The organism is Streptomyces sp. McG3, assembly GCF_018619185.1.
In the GTDB taxonomy this organism is placed as follows: domain Bacteria; phylum Actinomycetota; class Actinomycetes; order Streptomycetales; family Streptomycetaceae; genus Streptomyces.
The window spans coordinates 1-14224 of sequence record NZ_JAAXYC010000206.1 but is presented as its reverse complement, the minus strand read 5'-3'; the positions used below and the strand labels follow the sequence as shown (position 1 = coordinate 14224).

Genomic DNA, 14224 nt, shown 5'->3' with positions numbered 1-14224 from the left:
CCCGACGAGCGCCCCGTACCCGAGCCCGCCCGGCACCAGGAGCCACAGCGCGTCGTGGTGGTCCGTGACGTGCATCCAGATGGTCGGCACGATCACCGGCGCGGCCAGCAGCGCGGCGGCCACCATGCCGCCGAGGATCGAGATCCAGGCCAGGCCGCCCTGCCCCGGCACCACGTTCTTGAAGGCGCCCTCCTGCGGAATCGAGTACGGGAACAGCGCCGAGGCCACCGCGCCGGTCGCCAGCATCGAGCCCAGCAGTGCGAACGACAGGCCGAGCGCTCCCGGCAGTGCCTGCCAGTCACCGATCACCGCCGCCGTCACCGCACACACGAGCAGCGTGAACGGCAGGGTGAGCAGCAGCAGGACCAGCGCCCGCGCCCGCAGTTCGACGTACGCGTCCCGGGGCGAGGAGATCGTCAGCGCCACCATCCAGAAGGCCGAGGTGTCCTGGCCGAACTGGTTGTACATCTGCATGCCGAGCATCCCCGCGGCGAAGCACGCGAAGTAGACCGAGCCGGTGCCCTGGACCGCGTTGAGCAGCGGCACGATCGCCCCGACCGCCAGCGCCGTCACCCAGGCAGCCTTGGTCTTCGGGTCCCGGGCCACGTACCGCAGGCTGCGCTGCATCACCGTCGCGGTGCGGCCCTCCGGCAGCAGCGCCGACAGACCGCCCCGGCCGGACTCCTCACGGGCCGGTCCGGCCGCCGCCAGGGTCGAACCGTCCGGCGAGGTCATCAGCCTCACCAGGGTCCGCTGCCACAACCACATCAGCGCCGCCAGGGCCGCCACCGTGATCAGGAGCTGGGCGACCGCGACCCCGTACGCACCGTCCGATGCCGCGTCCACCGACGCCACGGCGGAGGCGCCGGGCAGCCAGCGGACCACGTCGCCCGCCGGTTCCAGCGTGGACAGCCCGCCGGCCTGACCGAGCCGCTGCGCGCCGAAGTTGACGAACTGGATGCCGACCGCGATCACCAGCCCGCTGAGCACGGCGAGGTCGCGGCCCTTGCGGGAGTTCAGCAGCCGGACGTTGGCCGTGGCCACCGCCCGGGACAGGGCCACGCAGAGCAGCATCGTCAGCGGGACCGCGAGTACCGCGAACACCACGCCCGCCGCCCCGTGCGCCAGCGCGATGGCCGAACCGACCACCAGGCACAGGGTGAACAGCGGGCCGATGCCGATCATCGAGGACACCAGCAGGGCCCGGATCAGCGGCTCCGGCCGCAGCGGCAGCATCACCAGCCGGGTCGGGTCGAGGGTGTCGTCACCGCTCGGGAAGAACAGCGGCAGCACCGCCCAGCCGAGCGCCACGACACCGGTCAGCAGCACCACGACGGTGCCCGCGTGCTCGTTGCCGCGCAGCAGCACCAGCCCGAGCACCTGACCCGCGGCGAGCAGCAGCGTGAAGACCAGGGAGGTGATGAACACCGCCTTGCGCCCGGAGGACTGCCGCAGTCCGTTGCGCAGCAGCGTCAGCTTGAGCCGGACGAAGACCGGGGTGAGGCCCGTCGTCGGCGCCGCGGGGGCGGCCGAGGTGACCGGGGCGTCGAGCACGCTCATCGGGTGCCGCCCAGCCAGTCGAGGGAGTCGCCGGCGTCCCGGCCGCCCGCGCCGACCAGTTCGAGGAAGGCGTGTTGCAGCGAGGGGGCGTCGCCGCGCACCTCGGCCAGCGTGCCCTGCGCCTTGATCCGGCCCGCCGCCATCACGGCGACCCAGTCGCACAGCGACTCGACCAGCTCCATCACATGGCTGGAGAAGACCACGGTCGCCCCGGACCGGGTGTAGCGCTCCAGCACCCCGCGGATGGTCTGCGCCGAGACCGGGTCGACGCCCTCGAACGGTTCGTCCAGGAAGAGCACTTCGGGGTTGTGGAGCAGGGCCGCCGCGAGCCCGATCTTCTTCCGCATGCCGGTCGAGTAGTCCACGACCAGTTTGTGCTGCGAGCCCGCGAGATCCAGCACGTCCAGCAGCTGGGTGGCCCGCTTGTCCACCTCGTCGCCCGGCAGGCCGCGCAACCGCCCGTTGTAGGCGAGCAGTTCACGTCCCGAGAGCCGCTCGAACAGCCGCAGCCCCTCCGGCAGCACCCCGATCCGGGACTTCACCTCGACCGGGTCCGTCCACACGTCGTGGCCCGCGACCTCGATCTTCCCCAGGTCGGGCCGCAGCAGCCCGGTGACCATCGAGAGCGTGGTCGTCTTGCCCGCCCCGTTGGGCCCCACCAGGCCGACGAACTTCCCCGCGGGCAGCTCCAGATCGATCCCCGCGACGGCGACCTGATCCCCGAATCGCTTCCACAGCCCCTGGACGCGGACGGCGGGCCGCGCCTCCTGGGCACCGCCCGCCGGCACGTCCGTCGCCGCGTCTGTCTCCGTACGTGCATCTGCCCGGTCCGGCATGGCACAGCCTTTCGATATCCCCATAGATGGGGACCACCCTACGAAAGGCCTGACCGGGGCTCCGGGAGATGCCGTCCGGGCGCTCTACTGAACGCGCGTACGCGCGTCGGCCGCCTCGCGTGCGCAGGCGTACGCCAGCGGGCTGATCAGCTCGTCCACATCGGGCAGCCAGCGGTTGGCGTGGGTGGGCTTCCGGGCCCACTGCACGGCCCCCCGGGAGCCGACCCGGGTGGGCGGGGCGGCGACGTAGTACCCCTCGCCGCGGCCGGTCAGGTCGATCGCCTCGGCGTTCCAGCCGAGCCCGCGCACCAGCTCGGAGGCCTTGGCGGCGGCGCCCGGCAGCACGAAGAACAGCATCCGGCGGTCGGGCGTGCAGGTGACCGGGCCCAGCGTCAGGTCCATCCGCTCCATCCGGGCCAGCGCCAGGAACCCCGCGGACTCCGGGACCTCCAGCGCGTCGAAGGTCCGGCCGGTCGGCAGCAGCACCGAGGCGCGGGGCTGCCTGCTCCAGATGCGCCGGGCGGCGGCCCCGCTGCCGGTCGCCTGGCCCGCCCAGTCGGGCCGGTCCGCGTGGGCCCCCGGCAGGGCGCAGCCGGCGTCGCCGCACGAACACCGCTCCCCGCCGCCCACCGCCTCCAGCCAGGTGCCGGGGAACACGTCCCAGTGACGCTCTTCCGCATACCGCACCGCGGCGTCGAGCAGATGCTCGCCCCGCTGCTGAGGGACCTGTGCGGCTTCCGTGACTCCGATGGGCTCTTCCACGCCCAGCACAACTGCCGCCGTCACCTGGGGTTACGGCCTCCCCTGAACCGGGGCCCGGCGCATCGATCCTGCACGCGGGGCGCATCGGTGCACGAGCGGGGGCGCGCGTGAGGCGTCGCACCGAACGGCGGGTAACCACCTCCAGGACCGCCGCCCAGGGCCGCTCCCGGACCTCCGCGACGGTGCAACGTGCCATGGCCGTACCGAATGCCGATGGAATATGCGCATTTCTTGAGTATGTGACGGGCAGTGATCCCTTCCACCGATCACTGCACATAACCGATGTTTCAGGGGGACATATGGCTGCAAGGCCTCTCGTAGCCCGCCAGCCCAACGAACGGCTCCAGACGCTCATCCAGGAAGCCGCCTGTTCCAACGCGGGCCTCGCGCGCCGCGTGAACATGGTCGGGGCCGAGCGGGGTCTCGATCTGCGCTACGACAAGACCTCCGTGGCCCGTTGGCTGCGGGGGCAGCAGCCCCGGGGCCGGGCCCCGGGGATCATCGCCGAGGCGCTGGGCCGCAAGCTCGGCCGTACGGTCACGATCGACGAGATCGGCATGGCCAACGGCAAGAACCTGGCCTCCGGCGTCGGCCTCCAGTACGCGCCCACCGTCGCCGGGGCCGTCGAGCAGGTCTGCGAGCTGTGGCGCAGCGACGTCGGCCGCCGCGATCTGCTCACCGGGTCGGCGGTCGCCGCGTCCGCGCTGGTCGAGCCCAGCCGGGACTGGCTGATCTCGGGCCCGGACGCACAGGTCGAGCGGACGGCGGGGGCCCGCGTCGGGATGTCCGACGTCGAGGCGGTGCGGGCGATGACCGCCGCGCTGACCGACCTCGACCACCGCTTCGGCAGCGGCCATGTGCGGCCGGTGCTGGTGCACTACCTCAACAGCGTGGTCTCCGGCCTGCTTTCGGGGGCGTACCGCGAACAGGTGGGGCGGCAGCTGTTCGGCGCGGTGGCCCGGCTCGCCGAGCTAGGCGGCTACATGGCGGTCGACACCGGCCAGCCCGGCCTCGCCCAGCGCTACTACATCCAGGCGCTGCGGCTCGCGCAGGCGGCGGGCGACCGGGCGTACGGCGGCTATGTGCTCGCCGCGTCGATGAGCCATCTCGCCGCCCAGCTCGGCAACCCCCGCGAGATCGCCCAACTGGCCCGCGCCGCGCAGGAAGGCGCCCGGGGGCAGGTCACCCCCCGCGCCCAGGCGATGTTCTACGCGGCGGAGGCCCGGGGGCACGCGCTGCTCGGGGACGCCAGGACCTGCCACGCGGTGTCGGGGCGGGCGGTCGCCGCGCTGGAACAGGCGGGCCCGGAGTCCGGCGACGACCCGGTCTGGATCGCGCACTTCGACGCGGGCTACCTCGCGGACGAACTGGCCCACTGCCACCGGGACCTGGGGCAGCCGGAGCAGGCGGCCCGGCGGGCGAAGGAGGCACTGGCCGCGCTGCCGGAGACCCGGGCCAGGCGCCGGGGCATCGCGCTGGTGCTGCTGGCCTCGGCCCAGGTGCAGCAGCGGGAGGTGGAGCGGGCGTGCCACACGGGCACCCGGGCGATGGAGCTGCTGTCGACGGTGCGCTCCAGCCGGGGCGCCGAATATCTCGACGACCTCCAGCAGCGGCTCACGCCCTACGGCGAGGAGCCCGCGGTGCGGGAGTTCGGCGAGCGGCTGGAGCTCCAGGCGGCTTGAGGACACCTGGTCGCCGATGCGGTCCGGGCCGTGTTCGTGGCGGTCCGGCCGTTAACAGCGTCGCGGGGCCGCGGGGTGTTACCGGCCCTGTGAAGGGGTCGTGAGGGGCACCACGCGCTTGGCGGAGGCGGGCGGCCACCCGATAGCGTGAGCCGACGGTTCCGTAGGTTCACACGTAGGAGTCCCGGTGACGCAGAGCGGACAGGGCGGCGAGCACGAGCTCCCCGCCGCACGACCCGCGCACGAGGGTGTCGTGCTGCCTGCCGACGGCGGAGCCCCCTGGACCCCCGGGGCGCCCGGGGCCGGGCAGGGCGGGCAGCAGGGCGAGCAGGCGGCGCCCGCGGGCGGTCAGCCGTGGGGTCAGCAGTGGGGGCCGCCGGGACCGCAGCAGCAGCCGCAGGGGGGCTACGGCTACCCGCCCGCGCAGCCCCTGCCGCCCGCGCAGCAGTCGCCGGGCCCGGAGGCGTACCAGCAGCCCGGGGCGTATCAGCAGCCTCAGCAGCCGGGTGCGTACCAGCAGCCTCAGCAGCCCGGCTCCTACCAGCAGCCTCAGCAGCTGCCGCAACAGCAGTCCCAGCAGCCCGGCCCGTACCCGCCGCAGTACCCCCAGCACCAGCAGCAGCACCATCAGCCTCAGCACCAGCACCAGCAGCAGCCTCAGCCGCCCCAGCCCCAGCCGTACGCGCAGCCGCTGCCGCCGGAGGCAGGGCCGGGCGCTCAGGGCGCCCACGGCGGTCAGGGTGTTCCCGGCGGTGACGCGGACGCCACGCAGTACATCGCGCCCGTCCCGGGCGGTCCCGGCCCCGTGGGGCCCCCGCAGGGCGGCGGGGACGCCGACGCGACCCAGTACATACCCCCGGTGCCCGGAGGGGCCCCGTACGGGATCAGGCCGGGCGCGCCGGGGGACCGGCAGCCGCCCGCGGAGTTCGACAACCTGTTCCGTTCCGAGGAACCCGCGGGCGCCACGCAGCAGATGCCGCAGTTCGACGCGGGGCAGCAGCCCCCGTCCCCGTACCAGCAGCAGGGCTATCAGCCCCAGCCTCACCAAGCCCAGCAGCCCCACCAGCCCCAGCGGCAGTCCCAGGGCGGCCAGTTGCCGCCGCAGGCGCCCGGGGGCTACCAGTCCGGCCTCCAGGGCTTCCAGGGCCGCGCGGAGCAGGACGGGCCGGTCCCGCAGCAGAGCGGCGACGCCCCGCGCCGGCGGTCCGCACACGTTCCGCTGATCGCCGCGGTCGTCGTGGGCTGCGCCGTCATCGGACTCGGCGCGGGCGCGCTGCTGAGCGGTGGCGACGATTCCGGTGAGGACGACAAGCAGCCGGTCGCCTCGCAGAGTTCACCGGCCACGGAGCCCACCGCCGAGGCGGCGCCCGACCCGGCGAAGCCGCAGGCCGAGGAGCTGGACAAGCTGCTGGCCGACAGCAACAACAGCCGGGCCGCGGTGATCAGCGCGGTCGAGAAGATCAAGTCCTGCAAGGACCTGGACCAGGCCGACACCGACCTCAAGGGCGCCGCCCAGCAGCGCCGCGACCTGGTGACCCGGCTCGAAGGGCTGACCGTGGACAAGCTCCCGCGGAACGCGGAGCTGACCGCCTCGCTGAACCGGGCGTGGAAGGCCTCGGCGGCGGCCGACGAGCACTACGCGACCTGGGCGCGGCAGGCCAAGAAGAACAAGTCCGTCTGCAAGGGCGGCCAGGCCCGGTCGACGAGCGAGACGGCCAAGGCCAACCAGCAGAGCGGGGTGGCCACCCAGGCCAAGCGCGAGGCGTCCAAGCTCTGGAACGCGATCGCGGCGAAGTACGGCCTGACCAAGCACGGTTTCACCGAGCTCTGAGACCCGGGCCCGGCATGATCCGACCTGATCCAGCCGGAGGGCCCTAGCTGCGCGGGGCGTCCGTCAGGGCGTCCGAGACGTCCACGAAGCCCTTCTTCTGGGCGGTGAGCCGGCCGTCGCGGACCACTTGGAACGTCACCTTCGTGTTGACGATGCGCGGGTAGCTCAACGTGCCGACCAGGTCCTCGAAGCGCCAGCGGAGCGTCGGGGTCAGGCCGCCGGTGTCGACCTCGACGCCCCGGTTGAGGGTGGCCACGACCCGGCCCGGTGTGACCTTCTCGTCGTCGATCGCCCGGACGGCCGCCCGCAGCGCCGTGTACGCGATCCAGGTCGTCTGCACGGCGGTGTCGTCCGGGTCGATGCGGTTGTCCCCGAAGGCGTACTTGCCGATCACCTCGCGCATCTCCTTCCAGCGCGCGTTCCTCGCGTCCGGGTACCAGCCGGTGACGTAGGCGCCCTCGAAGGGGCTGTTCGGCCCGCCCGTCCGGTCGATGAGCGGCTGGCTGACGCTGCCCAGCACGGAGGAGATCCTGACCTGCTCGCCGTCCGGCTCCAGGCGGCGGAAGGAGTCGAAGAACGTCTCCGTACGGGCACCGAGCACCGCCGTCACACAGCCGCCGCCGGACCGCTCCAGCGCCTGCGTGGCCTGCTCGTCGTAGGACGTGGCGTCCAGCGGGGCCAGGATGTCGGTGGAGGCGGGCCGGTCGGCGGCCATCAGCCCGTTGTTCAGGAGCGGCGGCATGCCGTCGCCGCCGATCGAGTCGGGCCGCACCAGCGAGACCCGCTCGCAGCCGCGGCTCAACTGCTGTCCGTGACCGGCCAGCAGCGCCGGCTGGCCACCGTTGACGGGGTACGAGAGGTAGCTGCTGAACTCCTCGGTGGAGGCGCCGTAGCCGCCGATGTACGGGACGCCGCCCGCCTCCAGCGCCGGCATGAAGCTCTGGCCGTGGCGGCTGTACGAGCCGACGACGGCGGCCACCTTCTTCTCGACGGCCTCCCGCGCGCACCGCTCGGCGCCGAGCGGGGTGTCGGCCTCGTCGCAGACGAGCACCTTCAGCTCGCGCCCGTCGATGCCGCCGGTGTCGTTGACCCAGCGGGCGTACGTCTGCGCCATGGCGGGCACCCCGGCCATTTTCACCGCGTTGATGTCCTCCGACCGGTCGGGCGCCCACGTCATCACGGTGACGGGCTCCCTGGACCCCCCCGAGGCCCCAGGGAGCACACCGCAGCCGGACAGCAGCACCGCCCCCGCCGCCGCCGCGCTGATGACGCCCGGGAAGGGGCGGGGAAAGGTGGGGCGTCGCCGTCCGGTCATGGACCTGGACCCTTCCGGGCCCCGGGTAACGGCGCGGTGTGCGGTTCTCAACGCACGGTGACGTCCAGGTGAATTACGGGGGCCCGTGCGGGGACGCGGTGAAGGAACGTACGATCGAGCACCGTGCAGCAAGGTTCGGAGAACTCTTCCCGTCGCGGCCGTCGCTCCTCCACCATGGGCGGCATGCCGCTCACTGACATGCCGTGGTGGCGCTGGCGCACCAACGTGCGCTCGGCGCTGCACATGCTCTCCGACCCCGCCTTCCACCACGAGTGCTGGCTCGCCGGCCGGGAAGGGTACGGGGACGTCACCGACGCCGTGTACCGCCTGGTCGAGGACACCTGGCTCGACAACTGGTCCGCCGAGAAGTACGTCGGCACCATATTCAGGGACTCCGCCGAGGCCGCCGCCGTGGACGCCGCCGCCCTGCGGGTGCTGCGGATCATGCACCAGGTCGGCGCGGACGCCCCCGTCTCCGCCTATCTGGAGCACCACGGCTGGCCCGAGGCCGTCCACGCGGCCCGCGAGGCCCATGTGATGCTCGCCACCAACGACGCGGAGGATCCGGACATTCCGCCGCGCTCGCTGGACGTCATCCGCATCATGACCAGAGCGGCCTGAGACCGGGCGGGTGTGGCACCCTACGGGGATGACCGCGCCGCAGCCCGCCCCCTCCGCCGCCTCGGACGCCGCCGCGACCGAGCAGTACGTCCTCACGCTCTCCTGCCCCGACAAACAGGGCATCGTGCACGCCGTGTCGAGCTACCTCTTCATGACCGGCTGCAACATCGAGGACAGTCAGCAGTTCGGGGACCACGACACGGGTCTGTTCTTCATGCGCGTCCACTTCTCGGCCGACGCCACCGTGACGGTGGACAAGCTCCGCGCCAGCTTCGCCGCGATCGGGGAGGCCTTCCGGATGGAGTGGCAGATCCACCGGTCCGCGGAGCGCATGCGGATCGTGCTGATGGTCAGCAAGTTCGGCCACTGCCTCAACGACCTGCTGTTCCGCTCCCGCACCGGGGCGCTGCCGGTCGAGATCGCGGCCGTCGTCTCCAACCACACGGACTTCGCCGAGCTCGTCGCCTCGTACGGCATCCCCTTCCGGCACCTCCCGGTGACGAAGGACAACAAGGCGGAGGCCGAGGCGCGACTGCTGGAGCTGGTTCGCGAGGAGGACGTCGAGCTGGTCGTCCTCGCCCGCTACATGCAGGTCCTCTCCGACGACCTGTGCAAGCAGCTGAGCGGGCGGATCATCAACATCCACCATTCGTTCCTGCCGAGCTTCAAGGGCGCCAAGCCCTACCACCAGGCGCACGCGCGCGGGGTGAAGCTGATCGGCGCGACCGCGCACTACGTCACCGCCGACCTCGACGAGGGCCCGATCATCGAGCAGGAGGTCGAGCGCGTCGGGCACGACGTGACGCCGGACCAACTGGTCGCCATCGGCCGGGACGTGGAGTGCCAGGCACTGGCGCGCGCGGTGAAGTGGCACGCGGAGCGGCGCATCCTGCTCAACGGCCGCCGCACGGTGATCTTCGCGTAGGACCCGGCGCCGCACGGTGATCTTCGCGTAGGACCCGGCGCCGCACGGTGATCTTCGCGTAGGACCCGGCGCCGCACGGTGATCTTCGCGTAGGACCCGGCGCCGTACGGCCGGGCCTACAGCCGGCTGAGCGAGGCCGTCGCGAACAGCACGTCGCGGATGGCCTCGCGGTCGCCCTCCTGGCCCGCCGCCGCTTCCACCGGCGAGATGTGGCCCGCGGCGAGCCGGCAGAACTCGACCCCGTCGAGGGCCACCTGCGCCACCGTGCGCTCGGGCGAGCCGAGGGCGGCCGGCGAGTCCAGCGCGATGTACCAGTCGCCCCCGCCGTGGCCCTCGATCTCCAGATGGACCGAGCGGCCCGGCGCACCGGCCGTGACGAGGTCCTTCGCGGGTCCGGCCAGTCCGGCGCGGCGGCGTCCCGCCATGGCGGCCGGAAGCAGCCGGGCCGCCAGGTCGATCATCCGGTGCAGATGGGCCGCCGTCGGGGCCTGGTACGGGTAGTCGACGGCGTCGGCGATGTCCCCGCCGTGCACCCAGCACTCGAAGGCGCGGTCCAGCAGCGCGTCCTGGAGCGGCAGGGCGAAGGCCCCGTAGGAGACGGAGGCCTCGGCGACGTTCCGCCCGGCGAAGGACGCCGTGCGGATCAGCTCGTGGCTCTGGGCCCGCCAGGGCTCGCGGACGGCCCGGGTGGGCGGCCGGTGCCCCGCCGACCAGTACCTCTCGGTGCGCTCGGCGGGATCCAGCGGCGCCTCACCGCCGCCGAGCGGGTCGTCGAGGCCGAGCGCGGCGGACAGCAGCCCGTCGACCGCCATCAGGTGGCCGATGACCCCGGCGACCGTGGTCCTGCGGCTGACCTCGCGCTCCTCCTCGAACCACCGCAGGCGCACCGGCGCGTGCCACTCGGAGTCCCCGATGTCGCGGAGCAGCGCGTCGAGCCGTGCGGTCTCGGCGTCGTACGGGGCGGCGCACTCCGGCACCGGGATCCGGGCCGGGCGGCGGCCCAGGCAGCCGTCCATCACCCGGGACCGGAGCGTCGGGTCGAGATCCAGGGAGCCGTCGGTGTGCAGCAGCCCCACCGCGTCCCGCAGCCGCAGCGCCTCGTCCGCGCACGGGGCGCACGCGGTGAGGTGGTCCTCCACGGCGGCGGTCTCCTCGGCCGAACAGGCGGACAGCGCCCAGGCGCCGAGGAGGGCCTTGAGGACCCGGTGGGGGAGGTCGACACCCGAGGCGGCGGCGGAGGTGGAGGTCATGAGCGGCTCCGGGACGGCATGGTCCGGTGCGGCTTCTTCCGGTCCGGCCTGTTCCGGTCCGGCCTGTTCCGGGACGGCCTGTTCCGGGACGGCCTGTTCCGGGACGGCCTGTTCCGGTCCGGACGACTCCGGTTCGGACAGTTCAGGTCCGGACGGTTCAGGCCTGGCATGGTCCGGGACGGCCCTGCTCGGTGCGACCTGCTCCGGGGTGGCCGCCGGCTCGGACTGCTCCGGCACGGCCTCGTCGGGGGCCGCCGGTCCGGGCGGTGGCAGGGGAGGGCGTGGCATGGACTCCAGGTCGAGGTCGTCCGCCGCCCCGCGCGGGCCCGGTATCCGGCGGGCGCCGCGCACCTCCTCCTCGCCTCCCTCGCTCTCGCGTCCGTCGCCGCTCACCGGACCCGTCCGTAACCGGGTGGCGAGGACCCTTCGAGCGGGCGGGCGTTCGCCGTGGAGAGCAGTTGGAGCCCCAGCCGGAGCCGGCGGCGCGCCTCGTCCTCGGTCACCCCGAGGTCGGCGGCGGTCTGCCGGTAGTCCCGGCGATGGATGTACGCCAGTTCCAGGGCCTGCCGCAGCGGCGCGGGCATCGAGGAGACGATGTAGTCGGCGCGGGCGGCGGCCGTGGCGCTGCGCACCCGCCGCTCCAGCTCCTCCGGGTCGGGCGCCGCGCCCTCGCCGTGCTCCGCCGCGTACGAGGAGACCGCCGCGCGGCGCAGCCGCTGGACGGACTGGCGGTGGGTGAGGCGGGCCACCCAGGAGCGCATCGAGCCCTGCTTCGGGTCGTACGCCTCGGGGTTCTCCCAGACCTGGGCGAAGACCTCGCGGGTCACCAGGTCGGCGGCGTCCTCGTCGTCGAGCATCCGGTGCGCCTGGCTGTGGACGAGGGCCGCGAACCGGTCGTAGAGCTCGCCGAGCGCCGCCGCCTCGCCGCGGGCCAGCCTCTGCTGCATCCTGCGGTCCCAGCGGGGTGCCGTCTCCTTTGCCATGAACCCCCCAGCCCCCGGCCCTGTCACCCGAACTCCGTGATCCACCCTGTGCCCGTGAGGACCGAATGTAGTCCGCCGGGCGGGCGATGCACGCGCCTTTGCGGCAACTCTCTTCCCGCGGCGCGTGGCCGACGACGGTAGTCGATTTTCGGCCCGGATGCCTCGCTGTCAGCTCTGAGCAGCGGAAACGGCCCGAAGTGCTCCTTTCCGCCGAAAATCTCCTGCGCGTCGATCGGCGCGTCGGTGTTTCATGGGGGTGCGGTTGGGCAGCCGCGAGGAGGAACGGAAACTTCCGGATTGCCGGAAGCCCCGGAACGAGAGGTCCAGTCGCGTGACGCTGAAGGTGGACGAGGCGGAGCAGGGCTCCTGGACCGTGCTGCGGATGAGCGGCGAACTTGATCTGGTGACTTCACCCGTCGTGCGCCAGTCCGTCCACGAGGCGGTGGCGGAGGGGCAGCACGATGTGGTGCTCGACCTGTCCGAGGTGTTCTTCTGCGACTCCAGCGGTGTCGGTGTGCTGATCGCCTCGCGCCGGCTGATGAAGTCCTGCGGCGGCCGGCTGCGGCTGATTCTCCCGGCCCGGGGCGCGGAGGACGGTTCGCACGTCAACAAGGTGCTCGGGGCGCTCGGGGTGCGCCGGCTGTTCGACGTCTACCCGGACGCGCGGTCCGCCACCGACGAGGAGTGCAGGCCGATGAGCGCCTGAAGCGGCCGCCTCCGATGCGAGGTTGTCACACAGGAGGCGCTGCTCGGTGACACGTGAGCGCCCCGGGCGTCGTACGCTCCCCGCATGGACAGCGCAGAGTACGAGCGAAAGATCGCGCACCGCTTCGCCGCCTTCGACCAGGACGGCAACGGCTATATCGATCGTGCCGATTTCAATGCCGCAGCGGCCCGTCTGCTCACCGAGTTCGGTACGACGGCCCGCTGCGACAAGGGCCAGGCGCTCTACACCGGTGCCGAGGCCTTCTGGCAGGGCATGGCGGGGATCGCCGATGTGGACGGGGACCAGCGGGTCACCCGTGAGGAGTTCGTGGGCGGGGCGGTGAAGCGGCTCCGGGACAATCCCGGGCGGTTCGCCGAGATCGCCCGGCCGTTCCTGCGGGCGACCATCGCGGTCGCGGACGGCGGGAACGACGGCAGGGCGGCGGTCGCGGACGTGGAGCGGGCGCTCCGGGTCCTCGGGGCCAGCGCGGAGATCGCGGGCATCGCCGCCCAGAGCCTGGACACGGACCGGGACGGGCTGATCGCCGAGAGCGATGTGGTGGCGGCGTTCGCCGTGTACTTCACGGTGATCGAGCCGGACGCGTAGCGATCCCGGGCGTCACGGGGACGGCGCGCCGCCCCCGTGACGCCCGCCGTTCCCGTGACGCCTGTGGCACCCGGCTCCGCCGCCCTGCCCGCCTCACCCGCCGAACCGTTCCCGCAGCCGGTACTTGAGCACCTTGCGCAGCGTCTCGTTACGGGGCAGCGCGTCGAGGACCTCCAACTGCTCGGGCACCTTGTGGACGGACAGGCCCGCTTCCCGCAGGTGGGCGGAGAGCGCGGCCAGGGTCAGGGGCGGTGCGCCCGGCGGCTGTTCGACCACCGCGCAGACGCGTTCACCGCGCTCCGGGTCGGGCAGCCCGATGACCGCCGCGTCGGCGACGGCGGGGTGCGTGTGGAGCAGGTCCTCGATCTCCTTGGCGGAGATGTTCTCGCCCTTGCGGATGATGATGTCCTTCAGCCGGCCGGTGAGCGTGAGGTGTCCGCTCTCCTGGAGCCGCCCCAGGTCCCCGGTGATGAGGAACCCCTCGGCGTCGAAGGCCGCGGCGGAGGCCCCGGCGTCCAGATAGCCACGGCAGACCGCCTCCCCGCGCAGCCGCACCTCGCCCTCGGCGCCGTACGGGAGCGGCTTGCCGTGCTCGTCGGCGATCCGGATCTCCATGCCCTCCGGGGGCCGTCCCTCGGTCAGGGCCAGGTTCTCCGTCGTGTCGCCCGGGGCGCCCATGGTGATCATCGGGACCTCGGTCATGCCGTAGCCGTGGGTGAGCTGGACCCCCATCTCCCGCACCACCGCGTGGTAGACCTCCGGCGGCTTCGGCGCCCCACCGCCCGCGAGGAGGCGGAGGGAGGGGATGAGCGGCCGGTCCGGCGCCTTGCGCTGCTCGGCCAGGAACATCGCGTAGAACGCCGTCGACCCGCCCGCCACCGTCACCCCGTGCCGCCGGTACTCCGCCAGCGCGTCCGGCAGCGCGAACTGCTCGAACATCACCGCGGGGAACCCGTACAGCAGCAGCATCACCGTGTAGTCGGGCCCGGCGACATGGGCGTACGGGAACGCCATCGAGCCCACGTCGCCGGCGGAGAGCTCCAGGGCGTGGGCGAGACAGGAGCCGCCCGCGATCAGGGAGCGGTCGGTGTGCAGGACGCCCTTGGGGTCGGAGGTGGTGCCGGAGGTCCAGTAGATCCAGCGGACC

General features: G+C 73.0%; 13 protein-coding genes. 6 read left to right on the top strand and 7 right to left on the bottom strand.

Going from position 1 to position 14224, the window contains the following annotated elements:
• The 3 genes from HET64_RS26915 to HET64_RS26905 all read right to left on the bottom strand — a co-directional run.
• Positions 1-1560: transporter (locus HET64_RS26915; protein ID WP_215109752.1), on the bottom strand; the 1560-nt coding region annotated here is incomplete at its 3' end.
• The gene (locus HET64_RS26910) at positions 1557-2396 is read right to left on the bottom strand and encodes an ABC transporter ATP-binding protein (RefSeq protein ID WP_215109751.1); all 840 of its coding nucleotides are present in this window, start codon (positions 2394-2396) and stop codon (positions 1557-1559) included. The genes HET64_RS26910 and HET64_RS26915, both read right to left, overlap by 4 nt.
• An 84-nt stretch (positions 2397-2480) precedes the next feature.
• Entirely contained in the window at positions 2481-3167 is a 687-nt protein-coding gene (locus HET64_RS26905; protein WP_215109753.1) for a bifunctional DNA primase/polymerase, read from the bottom strand.
• A 290-nt stretch (positions 3168-3457) separates the two neighbouring features.
• Between HET64_RS26905 and HET64_RS26900 the strand changes: the two genes are divergently transcribed.
• On the top strand, positions 3458-4840 hold the full coding sequence (locus tag HET64_RS26900) for a transcriptional regulator (protein ID WP_215109750.1): 1383 nt from the start codon (positions 3458-3460) through the stop codon (positions 4838-4840).
• A gap of 187 nt (positions 4841-5027) precedes the next feature.
• The gene (locus tag HET64_RS26895) at positions 5028-6671 is read left to right on the top strand and encodes a hypothetical protein (RefSeq protein ID WP_215109749.1); all 1644 of its coding nucleotides are present in this window, start codon (positions 5028-5030) and stop codon (positions 6669-6671) included.
• 43 nt (positions 6672-6714) lie between these two features.
• Here the strand turns inward: HET64_RS26895 and HET64_RS26890 are convergent, their stop codons facing one another.
• Positions 6715-7986, bottom strand: a complete 1272-nt coding sequence (locus HET64_RS26890; RefSeq protein WP_215109748.1) for an ABC transporter substrate-binding protein — start codon at positions 7984-7986, stop codon at positions 6715-6717.
• 174 nt (positions 7987-8160) lie between these two features.
• Between HET64_RS26890 and HET64_RS26885 the strand changes: the two genes are divergently transcribed.
• Positions 8161-8607 (top strand): hypothetical protein, encoded by a 447-nt coding sequence (locus HET64_RS26885; protein ID WP_073740564.1) that lies wholly within the window; start codon positions 8161-8163, stop codon positions 8605-8607.
• Between the two features lie 28 nt (positions 8608-8635).
• Positions 8636-9532 carry a formyltetrahydrofolate deformylase gene (gene purU / locus HET64_RS26880; RefSeq protein ID WP_215109747.1) on the top strand — a complete coding sequence of 299 codons (897 nt, stop codon included), beginning with the start codon at positions 8636-8638 and terminating at the stop codon, positions 9530-9532.
• A 116-nt stretch (positions 9533-9648) separates the two neighbouring features.
• Here purU and HET64_RS26875 read toward each other — a convergent pair whose 3' ends face one another.
• Both HET64_RS26875 and HET64_RS26870 read right to left on the bottom strand, forming a co-directional pair.
• Positions 9649-11175: a zf-HC2 domain-containing protein gene (locus HET64_RS26875; protein ID WP_215109746.1), complete on the bottom strand. Its 1527-nt coding sequence runs from the start codon at positions 11173-11175 to the stop codon at positions 9649-9651.
• On the bottom strand, positions 11172-11765 hold the full coding sequence (locus HET64_RS26870; protein WP_215109745.1) for an RNA polymerase sigma factor: 594 nt from the start codon (positions 11763-11765) through the stop codon (positions 11172-11174). Before HET64_RS26870 ends, HET64_RS26875 begins: the two co-directional genes overlap by 4 nt.
• A 331-nt stretch (positions 11766-12096) precedes the next feature.
• Between HET64_RS26870 and HET64_RS26865 the strand changes: the two genes are divergently transcribed.
• Together HET64_RS26865 and HET64_RS26860 are read left to right on the top strand one after the other, a co-directional pair.
• On the top strand, positions 12097-12471 hold the full coding sequence (locus HET64_RS26865; RefSeq protein WP_215109744.1) for an STAS domain-containing protein: 375 nt from the start codon (positions 12097-12099) through the stop codon (positions 12469-12471).
• 84 nt (positions 12472-12555) lie between these two features.
• Positions 12556-13077 carry an EF-hand domain-containing protein gene (locus HET64_RS26860; protein ID WP_215109743.1) on the top strand — a complete coding sequence of 174 codons (522 nt, stop codon included), beginning with the start codon at positions 12556-12558 and terminating at the stop codon, positions 13075-13077.
• 93 nt (positions 13078-13170) lie between these two features.
• Here the strand turns inward: HET64_RS26860 and HET64_RS26855 are convergent.
• Positions 13171-14224 (bottom strand): class I adenylate-forming enzyme family protein (locus HET64_RS26855; RefSeq protein WP_215109742.1); only part of this gene is annotated, 1054 nt, incomplete at its 5' end.

Bases quoted from the DNA above. Each gene is read 5' to 3' on its own strand.
- HET64_RS26860 (WP_215109743.1), top strand. From the start codon at position 12,556: ATGGACAGCGCAGAGTACGAGCGAAAGATCGCGCACCGCTTCGCCGCC.
- HET64_RS26890 (WP_215109748.1), bottom strand. From the start codon at position 7,986: ATGACCGGACGGCGACGCCCCACCTTTCCCCGCCCCTTCCCGGGCGTC.
- HET64_RS26900 (WP_215109750.1), top strand. From the start codon at position 3,458: ATGGCTGCAAGGCCTCTCGTAGCCCGCCAGCCCAACGAACGGCTCCAG.
- HET64_RS26910 (WP_215109751.1), bottom strand. From the start codon at position 2,396: ATGCCGGACCGGGCAGATGCACGTACGGAGACAGACGCGGCGACGGAC.
- purU (WP_215109747.1), top strand. From the start codon at position 8,636: ATGACCGCGCCGCAGCCCGCCCCCTCCGCCGCCTCGGACGCCGCCGCG.
- HET64_RS26870 (WP_215109745.1), bottom strand. From the start codon at position 11,765: ATGGCAAAGGAGACGGCACCCCGCTGGGACCGCAGGATGCAGCAGAGG.
- HET64_RS26885 (WP_073740564.1), top strand. From the start codon at position 8,161: ATGGGCGGCATGCCGCTCACTGACATGCCGTGGTGGCGCTGGCGCACC.